The following is a 15,546-nucleotide window of genomic DNA, read 5'->3' as shown; positions in this document are numbered from 1 at the left end:
CTCTGGTGCGCCGCCGACCACCACCCGGTCCGGCACCGCCATTGAGCTGGCGACGTTTCTCGGAGGGAATCCGTATGGCAAAAACCATGCCCCCCGGTGCGCAACGACACCGGTACGGCGCCACCCTTGACATGATCACCGGACCGGAAGCAGCCGCCTTCGCGCTCGTACGCAGGCCGCACTCCGCCGGTACGGACGAGGTGGAGATCCTGGTCGGTGAGATGTCCACCGTGGACGTCATCGCGGAACTCCCACTGCCGGATCTCACCCCGGTCGACACGCCGACCCACGACCTGCTCGCCATCATGCCGTTCCGTCAGATCACCGAACGCGGCTTCGCCTGCTACGACGACCAGAGCCCGCTGCTGGCGATGACCGTGCGTGCCCAGGGGACGGCGAGCGTCGACGAGGTGCTGCGTCACGTACCCGACATCCCGATCGACCTGCGCGACGGGGATTTCGACATCGACGACGAGAGCTACGCGACGGTCGTACGTCAGGTCCTGGCCAACGAGATCGGACGCGGCACCGGCTCCAACTTCGTGATCAAGCGTTCGTTCACCGGCGAGGTCGCGAACTGTTCGCGAGAGACCGTACTCGCCCTGTTCCGGCGGCTGCTCGTGCAGGAACTCGGCGCCTACTGGACGTTCGTCGTCCACACCGGCGACCGGACCTTCGTCGGGGCGACACCGGAGCGGCACGTCAGCCTCGACGACGGCACCGTGACGATGAACCCGATCAGCGGCACCTACCGGTATCCGGCGGAAGGTCCGGTCCTCCCGGAGGTGCTGCGCTTCCTCGCCGACCCTAAGGAGGCCGACGAGCTGTACATGGTCGTCGACGAGGAACTCAAGATGATGGGGCGGGTGTGTGACCAGGGCGGGCGGGTGGTGGGCCCGTACCTGAAGGAGATGGCCCGCCTCGCCCACACCGAGTACCTGCTGGAGGGGCGGAGCTCGCTGGACGTACGCGAGATCATGCGGGAGACGATGTTCGCCCCGACGGTCACCGGCAGCCCGTTGCAGAGCGCCTGCCAGGTGATCAGCCGCTACGAGCGGACCGGACGCGGTTACTACAGCGGGGTGCTGGCCCTGGTCGGGCGGGAGGCGCAGCGTCGTACCCTCGACTCCGCCATCCTGATCCGGACGGCCGAGATCGACCGGACCGGCGGGTTGCGCATCGGCGTCGGCGCCACCCTCGTCCGGCACTCGGACGCCGACTCCGAGGTCGCCGAGACCCGGGCCAAGGCCGCCGGCCTGCTGGCCGCACTCGGCGCCGTACCGGCCCCCGAGGTCGGCGCCGGGACGACCGGCTCCCGGCCGGCGCTCTTCGGCACCCACCCCGCGGTACGTCACGCGCTCGAAGCGCGCAACACCAGGCTCGCCCGGTTCTGGCTCGATCACCGGGCCACCGACGCCGACCGGGCACCGGACCTCGTCGACCGGCGGATCCTGGTGATCGACGCCGAGGACACCTTCACGTCGATGCTGGCGCACCAGATCCGCTCGCTCGGACCGGCCGTCGACGTCCGACGCTTCGACGAGGAGCACGACCCCGACGGGTACGACCTGGTGGTAGTCGGTCCGGGGCCGGGTGACCCGCGCGACGTACACCATCGGAAGATCGGCGCCCTGCGGCGCAGCACCGCACACCTGCTCGCCCGTGGCACCCCGCTGCTCTCGATCTGCCTCGGGCACCAGGTGCTCGGCTCGTTGCTCGGCTTCGAGTTGGTCCGGCGCGGCGTGCCGAACCAGGGCGTGCAGCTCGACATCGACTACTTCGGGCGTACCCGCACCGTCGGCTTCTACAACACCTTCATGCTCCGCTGTGAAAGCGACCAGGTGTACCGCCCCGAGCTGGTGCCGGGGGTGGTCCGGGTGAGCCGCGACCCCGCCACCGGGGAGGTGTACGGCCTGCGTGGTCGCGGGTTCGCCTCACTCCAGTTCCACCCGGAGTCGGTGCTCACCCAGGACGGGCCCCAGGTGCTGAACGACCTCATCTCGACACTCCTGCCGGCCCGGACCGTGGCGGCCTGACCGGCGATGACGAAATCCGGAAGGAATGCGGTGCTACATCACGAGGTAACCACCGTCCTGGCCGGCCCGCCCCTCGGCGAGCCAGAGCCGGAACGAAGCGACGTCGACATCCTGCACGACCAGTTGGAGCAGCTGGACGGTGAGCTGCTCAGCCTGGTCCGCAGGCGCACCGCCCTGGCCCACCGGCTCCGGCGGGCGCGGGCGGAGAGCGGGGCGACCCGGTTCGCGCACGACCGCGAGCTGTCCGTCGTGCGTCGCTTCCAACTGCTCGGCCCCGGCGGCGGCGAGCTGGGGGTGCTGCTGCTGCGGCTGGCCCGCTGAGGCGTCCCCTCCCCCGTCAGCCCGACTCCGGCAGCCGGTCGTGTCCGCCACGGCCGGCTGCCGCCGTTTCGCACCCGTACGGCTGCCGCCGTTTCGGCGGGCCCGTACCCATGCGGACCAGCCGGCCGCAGGATGCGCGGCCGGCTGGTGGGGAACGGGATCCGCAACGGCGGTCTGCCGGTGGTGGTCGACGGTCAGGCGGCCTCGGCCGGGACCCGGGGTTCGTCCGCCGGCGCGTGGTGCGGTGCCGGCGGACGCCACGAGGTACGCAGCCACAGCACGAAGGGAAGCCCGATCACGGCGATCGCCGCCGCCGTCCAGAGCGCGTAGCTCTGACCCGTCGCCAACGCCTCCAGCGCCGAGGCGGCACTGCCCCCGGTGGTCACGTCGTGGGCGACCGCGCTGAGCACCACGACACCAGCCGCCCCACCCACCTGCAAGGTGGTGCTGACCAGGCCCGACGCCGCCCCCTGGACCGCGCCGTGCAGGCCGCTGGTGCAGACCACGAACGCCGCCACGATCGCGGCCCCCATGCCGAAGCCCCAGAGCATTCCGGGCAGGACGAAGGTGACGAACACCTGGCTCTCCGGGCCGATCGCCGCGGCCCACCAGCCGAGCGCGACCGCCTGGATGGCCAACCCCCCGGCCAGCGCGTCGACCGGACTCAACCTGCCGAACATCCGGATCGTGACCTGCGAGGAGAGGAAGAGGGCGAGGCTGATCGGGGCCGTCAGCAGCGCCGCCTGCAACGGACTGAAACCGCGTACCTGCTGCAGGAAGAGGCTGACGACGTAGAACACGCCGAACATCAGCGCGCCGACGGTGGCGTTGCCGAGGTTGCCGAGGACGACATTGCGCAACCGGAACAGCATCCGCGGGATGAGCGGCGCCGGGGCGCGGAGCTGACGGATCACGAACGCCGCCAGCAGGAGCACCGCGACGACGAAGGTGAGCAGGGTGGTGACCGAGGCCCAACCCTCGACCCCGCCGCGCAGCACGCCGTAGAGGAGCAGGCAGAGGCCACCGGTACCGACCACCGCCCCGACCACGTCGACGCCACCGGTAGCGGTCGGCCGGTGGTTCGGCACCATCCGCAGACCGGCGATCAGGACCGCGATGATGATCGGTACGTTGATCAGGAAGGCCAACTGCCACGCGACCGCGGTGAGCAGGCCACCGAAGAGGACACCGCTGGCACCGGCGAGCCCGCCCACGCCACCGAACAGCCCGAACGCCTTGTACCGGTCGGGGCCCTCCTTGAAGATGTCGGTGATCAGCGCCAGTGCGACCGGCGAGACCATCGCCGCGCCGAGACCCTGCACCACCCGCGCGGCGATCAGTTGCCACGCCTCCTCCGCGACGCCGCAGGCCAGCGAGGCCACCGCGAACACCACCAGCCCGACGATCAGCACCCGACGGCGCCCCAGCAGGTCGGCGGCGCGACCGGCCAGCAGCATGAAGCCGCCGAAGGCCAGCATGTACGCGTCCATGACCCAGGCCAACCCGGTCTGGGAGAAGCCCAGGTCACTCATGATCGACGGCAGCGCCACGTAGACGATTCCGGCATCGAGCACCACCATGAACTGGGCCACCGCGAGCAACGAGAAGACCACCCATGGGTCTCGCTCTGCCTGGCGCGTGGTGGCCGAGCCCAGCCCGGCTTCACTCATTACGTAACTCCCTTTGTTCGGTTCGGCAACGACCGCCCGTCGGTCCACGCCCAATGACCGAGGTCGAGCCTGCCAGCGCCGCCGACTCCGGACATCACGCCTTTGCGTGATTCGCCATCCGCGTCCCCCTTCGTCCCGGGCGTCGTCGCGGAATCCCGTGAACAAGGGATGTACGGCGCCCGACCGCCTGCGAGTGTTATTTCGTCAAACCCCTGCTCCCACTTCGGAGGTGGTCGTGACACACCCCATCAACCAAACGAAACCCGCAGTTCTGGTCGTGCCGGCCGGCGATGGAATCAAGCTGTGGGTTCCGGAGGAACCGCCGAAGAACCTCGTCGACGGCGAGGGCCCGCAGATGTCGACGTACACGTTCATGACGACCGCCGACAACACCGGCGGCGCACTCGCCGTGGTCGACACGGTGGTACCTCCGGGAAACGGTCCGCCGGAGCACATGCACGACGACGCGGACGAGTCCTTCTACGTACTGGAGGGCGAATTCGAAATCGTGGCCGACGGCGAGTCGTTCCACATCAAGCAGGGCGATTTCGTTTTCGTGCCACGCGGTACGCGCCACATCTGGAAGAACTACACCGAGTCCGACGGGCGCCTGTTGCGCATCTACACGCCCGGCGGTCACGAGAAGTTCTTCATCGAGATCGGTCGACCGGCGGAGCCGGGCAAGCCGGCGCCCCGGCTCACCGTCGAGGACGTCAATCGCGCCGAGGCGACCGTCGTTAAGTACTACGGCTGAGGCCGGTCCGAGCAACGCTGCCCAGGAGGTTCTGTGTCCACCAAGCCCACAATCATTCTCGTCCACGGCGCCTGGCACGGTGCGTGGTGCTGGTCCCGGCTCGAACCGGAGCTGGTCCGGCGCGGCATCGGGGTGCGCGCCCTGGAGCTGACCAGCCACGGCACCGACCCGGCGGTGGTCGGCGACCTGCGCAGCGACGTCGAGCTGGTCCGGAACACGGTCAAGGAGGTCGACGGCCCGGCGGTGCTGCTCGGCCACTCGTACGGCGGTCTGGTCATCTCGGAGGCCGCCGACGGTCTGGACCAGGTGACGAAGCTGATCTTCATGGGGGCGTTCTTCCCCGAGGTCGGCGACTCGATGAGGAGCCTGACCGGCGGCGGCCGGGCGCCCTGGCTCGACATCACCGACGGCCTGATGAGCGTGGCCCCGGGCTGGGGACGGAAGCTGTTCTACAGCGACTGCGACCCGGCGGTGGCCGAGGACGCCGAGCGGCGGCTGCTGCCGCAGTCGGCCGCGTCGTTCGGCCAGGAGGTCCAGGCCACGGCGTGGCGCACCATCGACTCGACGTACATCGTCTGCACCGACGACCAGGCGGTCTCGCCGGCGGCGCAGCGGCGCTGGGCCTCGATGGTCAACGAGACCGTCGTACTGCGCGGCGGCCACTCCCCCATGCTGTCGCAGCCGGGCCGGGTCGCCGAACTGATCGACGAGCGGATCTGACGGATCCATTCGTGACAACCCCTCTGTCTGCTGGAAGGACCGGCTGACCAATGACCACTTCAAGCGTCGACGTGGCGCAGTTCACCGTGGTGGACGGCGCCCCGGATTCGGCCTGGTTCATCAATTTCATGGACGTGGCGAACGCCCTGCCCGAATACGCGAAAATTCGTCGCACCCTGGCCGACGGCCTCGGCGACCTGCACGGCAGGAACATTCTCGACGTGGGTTGCGGTACGGGTGACGACGCCCGCGAACTCGCCGAAATGGTCGGCCCCGGTGGTCAGGTGACCGGAACCGACGTCAGTGCCGCGATGGTCGACGAGGCGCAGCGCCGCAGCGCGGGTTCGGCCCTTCCGGTCACATTCCGGGTGGATGACGTACGGAATCTCGCGGCCGCCGACGGAACGTTCGACGCCGTACGGGCGAAACTGGTGCTGATGCATTGTGCGGACATCGACGCCGCCGCCCGGGAATTGGTCCGGGTGACCCGGTCCGGTGGCCGGATCGCCGTTTTCGACTACGATTTCGACCTCACCACCGTCGACCATCCCGACCGTGACACCACCCGGGAACTCGTACGGTTCTGCTCGGACAGCCACCCGAACAACTGGAGTGGCCGGCAGTTGGCCCGCCGGTTCCTCGACCTGGGTCTGCGTGACATCACGGTGGTTCCGCACACCGTGGTCATGCCGCTGAGCTTCTTCCAGATCTCGGTCGGCAACCGACTCGCCAGCGCCCAGGCCGACGGCAGCCTCGGCATGTCGGCAACGGAACTCGCCGCCTGGTGGGCGCCGCTGCACGAGGCGGAGTCCCAGGGCCGGTTCTTCGCCTCGTTGACCGGTTTCGCCGTCTCCGCGACCCGCTAACGCACTCCACCCGGGTCCGCCCCTGCCCCGGACCCGGCGTCCGTCGACCATCCTGTCTACTGAGGAGTCCCGACATGTCAACCACGTCCGCCGCGCCGCAGACCGGCTCGATCGAACCGCTCCGGGAGCTGTTCTACGCGCACTACCGGTTCCAGTACCTGAGCGCGGCCTTCCAGTTCGGCCTCTTCGAACTTCTGGGCCGTGAGCCCGGACTCAACCGGGCGCAGATCGCCGACCGGTTGGGGATCGAGAACCAGCCGGCCCGCATCCTGCTGCTCGGCTGCACCTCGGCCGGCCTGCTCCGCAAGGAGGAGGACCGCTACTTCAACACGCCCGTCTCCGAGCCGCTCGCCGGGAAGATCGACGACGTGCCGGCCGCCTTCGTCCCGTGGGAGCAGCACGTCAACTACCGGCCGATGGCCTGGTTCTACGAGTCGCTCAAGGAGAACACCAACGTCGGCATGCAGCGCGAGATCGCCGGCACCTCGGACACCCTGTACGGGCGCCTCGCCGGTGACCCCAAGCTGGAGGTCACCTTCCACAACATGATGGGCTCGGTCAGCCGCCTGGTCGCCGAGGAGCTGGTGCAGCAGCTGGACCTGTCGGCGTACACCCATCTGCTCGACATCGGCGGCGGCACCGCGGTCAACGCCACCTACCTGGCCCGGCGCTGGCCGAACCTCCAGGTCACCATCGTCGACCTGCCGTCCGTCGCCGAGGCCGCCAACGCCAAGATTGCCTCGCTCGGTCTCGGTGACCGGGTACGGGCCATCGGCCTCGACGCGTTCAACGACGAGTTCCCCAAGGGGTGCGACGCCGTCCTCTTCGGGCACTTCCTGGAGATCTGGTCGATCGAGCGGAACAAGGACCTGATCGCGAAGGCGTCCCGGGCGGTCGAGCCGGGTGCGGGCATCTTCGTGGTCACGCCCGGTGCGGACGACGACGAGACCGGTCCCGACCTGGCCGCCGCACTCTCGGCGTACTTCCAGACCGTCGCCTCCGGCGAGGGCATGGTCTACACCTGCGCCGAGTACGAGCAGTGGTTCGCCGAGACCGGTTTCGAGCCCACCGGCCGGCTCTACGTCGGTGGCCTCGGCGACGTGGTGATCTCCGGGGTCAAGCGGTAGTCAGCCCGCGCTCACGGGTCGGGAGCCGGCGCGGTCGCACCAGTGATCGCGCCGGCTCCGCCGTGCGTGGGGCCTGAGGCTGACGTCCCAGGGACGGCGGCTCGACCTCGACGGTGACCGGCCGTCGGCCGGTCACCGTGCCGGGTCAACGGCGGCGTGCGGCCGGTTGCAGGGACGGGCTCACCCAGCCGTTGTCGGCCGGGTTGAGGGTGACGCCGGGCGCCACGATCTCGTCGATACGGTCCAGCACGTCATCGGTGAGCACCACGTCGGCCGCGGCCAACTGGGAGTCGAGATGTTCCATGGTCCGGGGGCCGATGATGGGCGCGGTGACGGCCGGGTGCCGCAGCACGAAGGCGATCGCCAACTGTACGAGGGTCAGCCCGGCCTCGTCGGCCAGCTTCGCGAGCCGGTCGGCGGCGTCGAGCTTGCGCTGGTTCTCCGGCAGCGACATGTCGAACCGGTTGGCGAGCCGCTTGCGCGCCTCCGACATCGGTCCGGTGCTGTCACCGTCCTTGCGGTAGCGCCCGGAGAGCCAGCCACCGGCGAGCGGGCTGTACGGGATCACGCCCATGCCGTAGCGCTGGGCCAGCGGCAGGATCTCGTTCTCGATACCACGGGTGAGGATCGAGTACGTGGGCTGCTCGGTCACGAACCGTTCGCGGGCGCGGTCCCGGGCGATGTACTGCGCGTCGACGATCGCCGAGGCCGGGAACGTCGAGTGACCGATGTAACGGATCTTTCCCGCGCGTACCAGGTCGGTGAGCGCGCCCAGCGTCTCGTCGAGGTCGACGGCCGGGTCGTAGCGGTGCATCTGGTACAGGTCGATGTAGTCGGTGCCGAGTCGCCGCAACGAGTTCTCGACCGACTGCATGATCCAACGCCGGGAGCCACCCCGGTGGTTCGGGTTGTCGTCGAACGGCATGAAGAACTTCGTCGCGAGCACGATGTCGTCGCGGCGTCCGGCCAGCGCCTTGCCCACGATGACCTCGGACTCGCCCTGCGAGTAGACATCGGCGGTGTCCACGAAATTCACCCCGGCGTCGAGCGCCCGGTTGATGATCCTGATGCTCTCGTCGTGGTCCCTGGTGCCCCACGCACCGAACATCATCGTGCCGAGGCACAGCTTGCTGACCGAGACGCCGGTGCGTCCCAACGGGCGGTGTTCCATTGCGGTACTCCTCAGAAATTCGATCGTGAATCGGCTCGGCTCCCGCCGGTGTCGGTTCATTCGCCCCGGTACCCGACCGGCTGCTCCCGTACCGGGGTCGTCCAACTCGCCAGGAGGTTGAGCGCGTCCTGGGCCGGGCTGCCCGCTTCCGCGCTGTAGGCGTTCAGCCGGAGTCCCGGGTCGGCGGTCAGCTCCATCGACTCGTACGCCAGGGTCAGCTCACCGACCACCGGATGGTGCAGGCGCTTGACGCCACTGCGGTGCAGCCGCACGTCGTGCACCGCCCACCAGGTGCGGAACACGTCGCTGCGGGTGGACAACTCCCCGATCAGATCGCTCAGCCCCCGGTCGCACGGGTTACGTCCGGCCTCGGCCCGCAACAGCGCCACCGTGTCCTTGGCGAGGCTCTCCCAATCGACATGGAAATCGTGCGCGACCGGGTCGAGGAACAAGAACCAGGCGATGTTCGGCACCCGCGCCGCCGTGTCGAACACCGGCGCGAAGACGGCCCGGCCGAGGTGGTTGGCACCGAGAACGTCCAGCCGGCCGTTTCGCACGTACGCGGGCGCCATGGTCATCGCGTCCATCAGCCGCTGAACCGCCGGACGCAGATGCGGAGCGGCACGACGCCGGACACGCGCCGTGACGGCGCTGGTGTTCGCCGCCCGCGCCAGATCCCGCAGGTGCGCCCGCTCGGCCTCGTCCAGCTGCAACGCCCGGTCGAGAGCCGCCAGGACGCTGTCCGACACGCCCGTCAGATTGCCGCGCTCCAGCCGGATGTAGTAATCCACGCTGACGCCGGCCAGCAGCGCCACCTCCTCGCGACGCAGACCCGCCACCCGGCGATGGCCGCCGTAGTCAGGCAGGCCCGCCCGTTCCGGCGTGATCTTGGCACGGCGGGAGGTGAGGAAGTCGCGGATCTCGGTTCTGCTGTCCACCTGATCGAGGCTACGACCGACCGGAGCCACCTGGGAGGTTCTGGCATTACCTGCCAGTCGACGGGTGCGGGCCTTGACGGGCATGCGTCACCTCGTACGGCTGCTGCGCGATGGCGGGCCCTCGCCGGACAAGCCCGCTAGGTACCGTCGTCGGATGTCCGCTGCCCGCACTGCCGTGGTCACCCTTCTCACCCTCACGGTCATCGACGTTCTCCACACCATCGTCGCCCTCGCGGCGTACGAACACCGGATCGGCGTGGTGACCCACGACGGATCCGGCACGGTGGACATGCTCAACACCATCGTGCCGCTTCGCGAGCTTTCCTCGGCAATGTTCTGGCTGCTGCTTCTCACGCTGATTGCCGGTGTCGCAGGTGTCGCCAACTGGGTCATCCGGACCCGCCGCACCAGGCCGCAGGTCGCACCCACAGCGCCAGTGGTCCCGTGGCGGATGAGCGCCATCGTCGCCGTACCTCTCAACCTGATCGCGGCCGTGCATTACCTGTCAGCCACCGCGAACGGGGGCGAGTACATGCACACCGTCCTGACCGAGACCACCCTGCTGCTGGTCGCCGCATCCGTGGCGCTCGTGATCACCACGACCACCGGTATCCGGGTCGTCCGGCGCACCACGACAGACCAGCAACGCGCCGCCGAAGACGGAGCCACCACGGCGTAGTCGTCCGTACCGGGGCACCAGGAGGCCGTCGAAGATCAGTTGTCGTGGGATGCGCAAACATCCCGGAGGGTCTGGGCATCCCTGCTGGTCTTGGCCTGCGCTTCGGCGTAATCCCCGAAGACCATGCCCGACAGAATGAAACCCATGTTCTGGAAGTCCCGCGACAGGTCGACCGTCACCGTTTTGACGGCACCCTCCGCAGCCGAACTCGCCCTCATCATCCCCTGGTACGCCTCCATCGCAGCGGCCTGCTGGCTCAGTTCCGTGGAACCCGCGCTCCGGACGTACCTGTCGATGACCGCGAGTGCCTCCCTGCAGCCGGGGCGGGGCAGTGGCTGCAGCGACAAGGGCGGCATGGTGTCGGGCGTTCGCGGCGTCGTCGAGATCGGTGCAGGGGTTGTCGTCATCGGTGCAGAGGGGGTCGCACTCGCCTCGGGCGCTGACGTTGGTGACGCTGCCTCAGTCAGCGTGGGACCGACAGTCGCGGTCGGCGCGGTCTGAGATGCCGTGATCTCTACGCCCTGGAGCGGAGGTTCCGGGGAAGGGGGTCGTGGCCACGCCCAGGCCAGGAGGGCGATGATGGCCGCAGCAACAGCACCGAGCGCTCCTACCGCAGCCCAGACCAGACCGAACCAGGAGGAGTCGCTTCCGGCGTCGATGCCTGTCATTCGTCGAATGTCGAAACTCCATCCGTACGTTGCCGTCGCCACAGACATTGAAGGGCTGGTTGAATCGGCGGGACCACCTCCACGGTAGTTGTGAGGTCAACCCGAGACGGGTGGTGACTGCTCGCCTGATCATGCGGTTTCCGGAGAATCCACCTGACGGCATTGAAGCGTCGACGGGCCTTGGCTGGGTCTGCGGTGCCGTGCGAGATGGCTGCCGGGAAATACGCACCCGCTGATACAAAACAAGTCAGCGGCTTGGTTGAGATCCTCAACCAAGCCGCTGACTCACGTCGTAAGGTCGCCGCTCTTCAGGGCTTCACCAGGATCGACGCTCCCGAGTGGGAGGTGCTGGACACTCCGGACCGCCGCCGTGCGCCCCTGGCCATCGGCGAGCCGACCTGGGTGCCGTGCGCGGAGATGCGTGGCGAGGGGATCTTCCTCCGCTTTGACGAGGACCGGATCGTCGCCTGGGAACACCAGCCTGAGGTAAAGCAGCGTGAACAGATGCTGGTCCGGGCGCACGACCTGTGGCGAGCACAACGGCAGCTTCCGCCTGAGTCGTGGCCCGGTCTGCGGTTCGTGCTGCTGCATACCTTCGCCCATGTGCTCATTCGCGAGTTCGCGTTGGAGTGGAGATTCGCCCTCGCCCTAGCCGACATCGCGGCGCGGTTACCGGCCGGACACGTCGACGCGTGGGCCGCGGTGCTAACCAGCACCGCTGCCCCAGACTCGGCAACGGAGGCAAGGCTCATCGACGCGCGGCCCGGGTACGCGGTGGCCGCCCAGGCACATCAGCTGGTCAACGCCTGGCGGGTCAACGCCCCCGCCGTACCCGGAGCGGCGGTTGCCCTCGCGCTGCGCAGCGCCGCTCAGGTGCACCGGACCACTGCCCAGCATCAGCCGAGCCTGGTGATCAACGGTCCGACCAGCCCGAACGTTCCGGTACGCCTAACCAGCTCGGTAGTGGTCGAGATGATCCGCGCGGCCCGGGAGTCGCTGCTGATCGTGAGCTTCGCCGCGTACGGCGTAACCGAGGTGATCACAGAACTGGTCGCGAGCGCCAACCGGGGCGTTCACATCGATCTCGTGCTGGAAAGCTCGGCGCCCGACGGCGGCGCGTTGCGCGGCCACACCGGTGCCGCCGTCGCGTTCACCGCGCTGCGCGATCGGGCCACCTTCTGGCACTGGCCGGCGCATCAACGTGCCGCCGCCGGCAACCCGAGAGCCGCCCTGCACGCGAAACTCATCGCCGCCGACACGAGGACCGCGCTGGTCAGCAGCGCGAACCTCACCGACCGGGCGCTATCCAGCAACCTTGAGGTCGGGGTCGTGCTCCACGACCCCGACCTCGTACGCCGCCTCGTGCGCCACTTCACCGGTCTGATGAATCCGCGGACCGGACCGCTCGAAGTGACCCGGTGACGGTGCCTCGGGTCGGTTTCAGTCGAGGAGGTCCCGAATGTCAGCAGCGGACAGTTGCGCGGAGGCGAACTCGCCGCCGTCCAGGACGCTACTGAACAGCTCCGCCTTGCGCGCCTTCAACGCCATGACCTTTTCCTCGATGGTGTCCCTGACGACCATCCGGTACACCATGACGTTACGGGTCTGGCCGATCCGGTGCACCCGGTCAACGGCCTGGGCCTCGGTTGCCGGGTTCCACCACGGGTCGAGCAGGATGCAGTAGTCGGCCTCGGTCAGATTGAGGCCGAATCCGCCGGCCTTGAGACTGATCAGGAACACTCCAGCGGTACCGCTCTTGAACTCGGCGAGCACCGCAGGGCGGTCGCGGGTGGTCCCATCAAGGTAGGCGCACCGGACACCCGCCGCTTCCAGCCGCTCGCGTGCGGCGCCGAGAAACCGGGTGAACTGGCTGAACACCAGAATTCGGTGACCTTCGGCAACCAGGTTCCCGACCTGCTCGGTCAGTACGTCCAGCTTCGTCGACGGTACGCCCTGGTGTTTTGGGTCGACCAACGCCACGTCGAGACTCGCCTGTCGGAGCAGCGTCAGGGATCGGAAGATCTCGAATCGGTTCCTCTCCAGGTCGCCGAGGAGGCCAAGAACCTTCTGCCGCTCGCGTTGCAGATATGTCTGGTAGACCCTGCGGTGCTTGCGGTCAAGGTCCAGTTCGATGACCTGTTCCTGCTTCTCCGGCAGGTCGGCGGCTACGTCGGACTTGCGGCGACGCAGCATCAGGGGCCGGATCCGGCGCCGCAGTTGGGCAAGCCGCTCGGCGTCGCGCTCCTTCTCGATCGGGGCGCGGTAATAGTCGGTGAACCGGTCCAGTCGCGGGAACAGCCCGGGTGCCGTAATGGAGCAGAGCGCCCAGAGCTCGGCCAGGTTGTTTTCCATCGGGGTCCCGGTGATCGCCAGTTTGAACGGCACCGGGAGCAGCTTCGCACAACGGTAACCCTGAGACCGCGGATTCTTCACGAACTGCGCCTCGTCGAGAATCAGCCCGGCCCAGTCGAGTGCCTGGTAGTCGTCGTACTCGAGACGGAACAGCGTGTACGACGTAACCACAATGTCCGCCCCCACCACCGCCTCGGCCAGGTCCACGCCCCGACGCGCCACGGTCTGGGTGATCGCCCGGACCTCGAGATCCGGCGTGAAACGGGTTGCCTCGGTCACCCAGTTGTGAACGACGCTAGCGGGAACGACCACAAGAAACGGCCTCTGCGTACGGGCGTGGGCGATCAACGCCAGCGTCTGCAAGGTCTTGCCGAGGCCCATGTCGTCAGCAAGGATGCCACCGAGGCCGTGACCGTGCAGGGTGGCGAGCCAACGGAACCCCTCCCGCTGGTACGAACGCAGCTCCGCCCGTACCTCCTGCGGTACCGGATGGTCGACGGCGACGTCAGCTTCGGTCAGTGCTCGCACCGACCGCTGCCAGGTCGCTGCCTGCCCGGTGACCTCACCCAGCTCGGCCAGTTCCTCCCAGAGGCCGGCTTGGAACCGGCCGACACGCAGCACCCCGGGCGGTGTGTCCTCAAGCGCCCGCGACTCGTCGATCAGCTCCCGCAACTGCTGGAACTCGGGACGGTCAAGGTGGAAATAGGTGCCGCCGGGCAGGATGAGATATTGCCGGTCCTGCGCGAGCGCAACGAACAACTCGTCGAAGTCGACCTGCTCGCCATCGATCCTGACCTGGACCGAGAGGTCGAACCAGTCCTGCTCTCCAACACCGTCGGCGCCTGCGAAGGTGATGACCGGCGTCTCGTAGGTCTCCCGGTACTCCGGGACCGGCCCCGCCCCGGACACGGTCACCTCGACTCCATCAAGCTGGTCGAGTCGCGGCGCGACCTCAGCCAAAAACCGGATCATGGCGTCACCGGCGAGCGTGACCGAAGCCGCGAGCCGCGAACCCTCCATGAAGGGCTCGACCATCTCGGGCACCGCCTTCGCGGCCACCTCGACGACGCTCCGGACGACATGCTCACGGTGATCCGTCTGACCCGATGGTGCCGGGGCCCACAGCGATTCGACCTGGCTCCCGCTCCCCACCGTTCGGGCCCACTCCCAGCGGATCGACAACTGCTCTCCCGGCGCCGGTGCCATCGTCAGTGTCAGCGTCGGTGGCCCGACTTCCGGAAGGCGCACCGATGGGCCGGCCGCGACAACGTCCACCTGCCGGAGCAGGTCCGGATAGAACCGCTCGAAGAATCGCGTCTCGTCCGCTGCGGGGATCCGGATCGGGGATCGAGTCAATGCCTTCACCGCCCCCGGCGTCACCACCCCCGCCAAGGGCGCCAACCGCAGCACCCGCTCGCCGGGCCGGGGCTCTGCGGCGCCTCGCTCCCCCCACCACGCGACGCCGTGAACCGGGTCACCGACGAGGACCGAATGCTCCTGGGGAAGAGGTACGGCATCGGCCAGCAGAGTCGGCTCCACGACCAGCTCGTCATCGGTCCGGTCGACCCGCAGTGACAGCCGGACCGGACGCCGACCGACGATGACCGGGCCGGCGTGCTTTCCTGCCTGGACCAACGGCAGCCCGACCTCCTCGGCCTCCGCCAACAGGTCCCAGATCCGCCGACTCTCGAATCCGTCCAGGTAGAGCGTCTGCTGGGGACCCCCATAGTAGTGGTAGCGGTCAGCGGTCGACATCGACAAGTTCACGATCTCGCCGAGTAGCTGGCGGTGTCGCCGCGCCTCCCGCGACCGGCCGATGTTCGCATAGCTCACCGTGGACCAGGTGATACCGGTACGAACCCAACCGCTGCGCCCCGGCACGACCGGGCGTAGGCCGACCCGAGGGCGAGACTCCTTGCCGGTTGGGGACTTCACGATCTCGAACTGCAGGCCCACCGGCGCGGGGTCAGGTGCCGTCGGGGTGACGGGCGCGGCGACATCGGCGACAAGGGCGGTAAGACTCTTCTCCCAGTTCGCCCTCTTCGTGGTCGACGCCCTCCGCGACCGCACAGGCGTCTCCGCGTCCAGGATGCTGAGAAGCATGAGGGCCGCAGGATGGCCGCACGATGCTTCGTGACCGCACGCGCACGAACCGTCGACCGCGACAATCGAACCATCGGCACCGGTGGTAATCGATGCTGACACCGCGCCAGCCTGCCGGCCCCGCAGCCGCCCATGAGCCTG

14 protein-coding genes are annotated in these 15,546 nt (G+C 68.5%); 9 read left to right on the top strand and 5 right to left on the bottom strand.

Annotated features, from left to right (window positions below; all coding sequences use genetic code 11):
* Positions 1 to 131: 131 nt before the first annotated feature.
* Both BDK92_RS23560 and BDK92_RS23555 read left to right on the top strand, forming a co-directional pair.
* Positions 132 to 2,036 (top strand): anthranilate synthase family protein, encoded by a 1,905-nt coding sequence (locus tag BDK92_RS23560; RefSeq protein WP_121158655.1) that lies wholly within the window; start codon positions 132 to 134, stop codon positions 2,034 to 2,036.
* 30 nt (positions 2,037 to 2,066) lie between these two features.
* The gene (locus BDK92_RS23555) at positions 2,067 to 2,357 is read left to right on the top strand and encodes a chorismate mutase (protein WP_170208662.1); all 291 of its coding nucleotides are present in this window, start codon (positions 2,067 to 2,069) and stop codon (positions 2,355 to 2,357) included.
* Between the two features lie 194 nt (positions 2,358 to 2,551).
* On the opposite strand, the gene BDK92_RS23550 is transcribed toward BDK92_RS23555, so the two are convergent.
* Entirely contained in the window at positions 2,552 to 4,027 is a 1,476-nt protein-coding gene (locus tag BDK92_RS23550) for an MFS transporter (RefSeq protein WP_121158653.1), read from the bottom strand.
* Between the two features lie 235 nt (positions 4,028 to 4,262).
* On the opposite strand from BDK92_RS23550, the gene BDK92_RS23545 reads away from it, so the two are divergent.
* From BDK92_RS23545 to BDK92_RS23530, 4 genes are all read left to right on the top strand, one after another.
* A complete protein-coding gene (locus BDK92_RS23545) occupies positions 4,263 to 4,781 on the top strand; it encodes a cupin domain-containing protein (RefSeq protein ID WP_147457094.1) in 519 nt (172 codons plus the stop codon).
* Between the two features lie 33 nt (positions 4,782 to 4,814).
* Positions 4,815 to 5,501 carry an alpha/beta hydrolase gene (locus BDK92_RS23540; RefSeq protein WP_121158651.1) on the top strand — a complete coding sequence of 229 codons (687 nt, stop codon included), beginning with the start codon at positions 4,815 to 4,817 and terminating at the stop codon, positions 5,499 to 5,501.
* 50 nt (positions 5,502 to 5,551) lie between these two features.
* Positions 5,552 to 6,367 carry a methyltransferase domain-containing protein gene (locus tag BDK92_RS23535; protein WP_121158650.1) on the top strand — a complete coding sequence of 272 codons (816 nt, stop codon included), beginning with the start codon at positions 5,552 to 5,554 and terminating at the stop codon, positions 6,365 to 6,367.
* A gap of 74 nt (positions 6,368 to 6,441) precedes the next feature.
* Complete coding sequence (locus BDK92_RS23530) at positions 6,442 to 7,494, top strand: methyltransferase (protein ID WP_121158649.1); 1,053 nt, start codon at positions 6,442 to 6,444, stop codon at positions 7,492 to 7,494.
* 145 nt (positions 7,495 to 7,639) lie between these two features.
* Here BDK92_RS23530 and BDK92_RS23525 read toward each other — a convergent pair whose 3' ends face one another.
* Positions 7,640 to 8,665: an aldo/keto reductase gene (locus tag BDK92_RS23525; RefSeq protein ID WP_121158648.1), complete on the bottom strand. Its 1,026-nt coding sequence runs from the start codon at positions 8,663 to 8,665 to the stop codon at positions 7,640 to 7,642.
* Between the two features lie 56 nt (positions 8,666 to 8,721).
* Positions 8,722 to 9,603, bottom strand: a complete 882-nt coding sequence (locus BDK92_RS23520) for a helix-turn-helix transcriptional regulator (RefSeq protein WP_121162520.1) — start codon at positions 9,601 to 9,603, stop codon at positions 8,722 to 8,724.
* A 154-nt stretch (positions 9,604 to 9,757) separates the two neighbouring features.
* On the opposite strand from BDK92_RS23520, the gene BDK92_RS23515 reads away from it, so the two are divergent.
* Positions 9,758 to 10,282: a hypothetical protein gene (locus BDK92_RS23515; protein ID WP_211349344.1), complete on the top strand. Its 525-nt coding sequence runs from the start codon at positions 9,758 to 9,760 to the stop codon at positions 10,280 to 10,282.
* A 35-nt stretch (positions 10,283 to 10,317) separates the two neighbouring features.
* Here BDK92_RS23515 and BDK92_RS39135 read toward each other — a convergent pair whose 3' ends face one another.
* On the bottom strand, positions 10,318 to 10,461 hold the full coding sequence (locus tag BDK92_RS39135; RefSeq protein ID WP_170208661.1) for a hypothetical protein: 144 nt from the start codon (positions 10,459 to 10,461) through the stop codon (positions 10,318 to 10,320).
* 4 nt (positions 10,462 to 10,465) lie between these two features.
* On the opposite strand from BDK92_RS39135, the gene BDK92_RS38530 reads away from it, so the two are divergent.
* Complete coding sequence (locus BDK92_RS38530; protein WP_147457093.1) at positions 10,466 to 10,783, top strand: class I SAM-dependent methyltransferase; 318 nt, start codon at positions 10,466 to 10,468, stop codon at positions 10,781 to 10,783.
* 422 nt (positions 10,784 to 11,205) lie between these two features.
* Positions 11,206 to 12,372: a DISARM system phospholipase D-like protein DrmC gene (drmC, locus tag BDK92_RS23505; protein WP_121158646.1), complete on the top strand. Its 1,167-nt coding sequence runs from the start codon at positions 11,206 to 11,208 to the stop codon at positions 12,370 to 12,372.
* A gap of 18 nt (positions 12,373 to 12,390) precedes the next feature.
* Here the strand turns inward: drmC and BDK92_RS23500 are convergent, their stop codons facing one another.
* Positions 12,391 to 15,405 (bottom strand): DEAD/DEAH box helicase, encoded by a 3,015-nt coding sequence (locus BDK92_RS23500; protein WP_121158645.1) that lies wholly within the window; start codon positions 15,403 to 15,405, stop codon positions 12,391 to 12,393.
* Positions 15,406 to 15,546 lie beyond the last annotated feature (141 nt).

Source organism: Micromonospora pisi (assembly GCF_003633685.1).
Taxonomy (GTDB): Bacteria; Actinomycetota; Actinomycetes; order Mycobacteriales; family Micromonosporaceae; genus Micromonospora_G; species Micromonospora_G pisi.
The sequence above is the reverse complement of the archived record's forward strand: the minus strand, read 5'-3'. Positions and strand labels throughout refer to the sequence as shown.

Bases quoted from the DNA above. Each gene is read 5' to 3' on its own strand.
- BDK92_RS23530 (WP_121158649.1), top strand. From the start codon at position 6,442: ATGTCAACCACGTCCGCCGCGCCGCAGACCGGCTCGATCGAACCGCTC.
- BDK92_RS23500 (WP_121158645.1), bottom strand. From the start codon at position 15,405: ATGCTTCTCAGCATCCTGGACGCGGAGACGCCTGTGCGGTCGCGGAGG.
- BDK92_RS23535 (WP_121158650.1), top strand. From the start codon at position 5,552: ATGACCACTTCAAGCGTCGACGTGGCGCAGTTCACCGTGGTGGACGGC.
- BDK92_RS23550 (WP_121158653.1), bottom strand. From the start codon at position 4,027: ATGAGTGAAGCCGGGCTGGGCTCGGCCACCACGCGCCAGGCAGAGCGA.
- BDK92_RS23525 (WP_121158648.1), bottom strand. From the start codon at position 8,665: ATGGAACACCGCCCGTTGGGACGCACCGGCGTCTCGGTCAGCAAGCTG.
- BDK92_RS23515 (WP_211349344.1), top strand. From the start codon at position 9,758: ATGTCCGCTGCCCGCACTGCCGTGGTCACCCTTCTCACCCTCACGGTC.
- BDK92_RS23560 (WP_121158655.1), top strand. From the start codon at position 132: ATGATCACCGGACCGGAAGCAGCCGCCTTCGCGCTCGTACGCAGGCCG.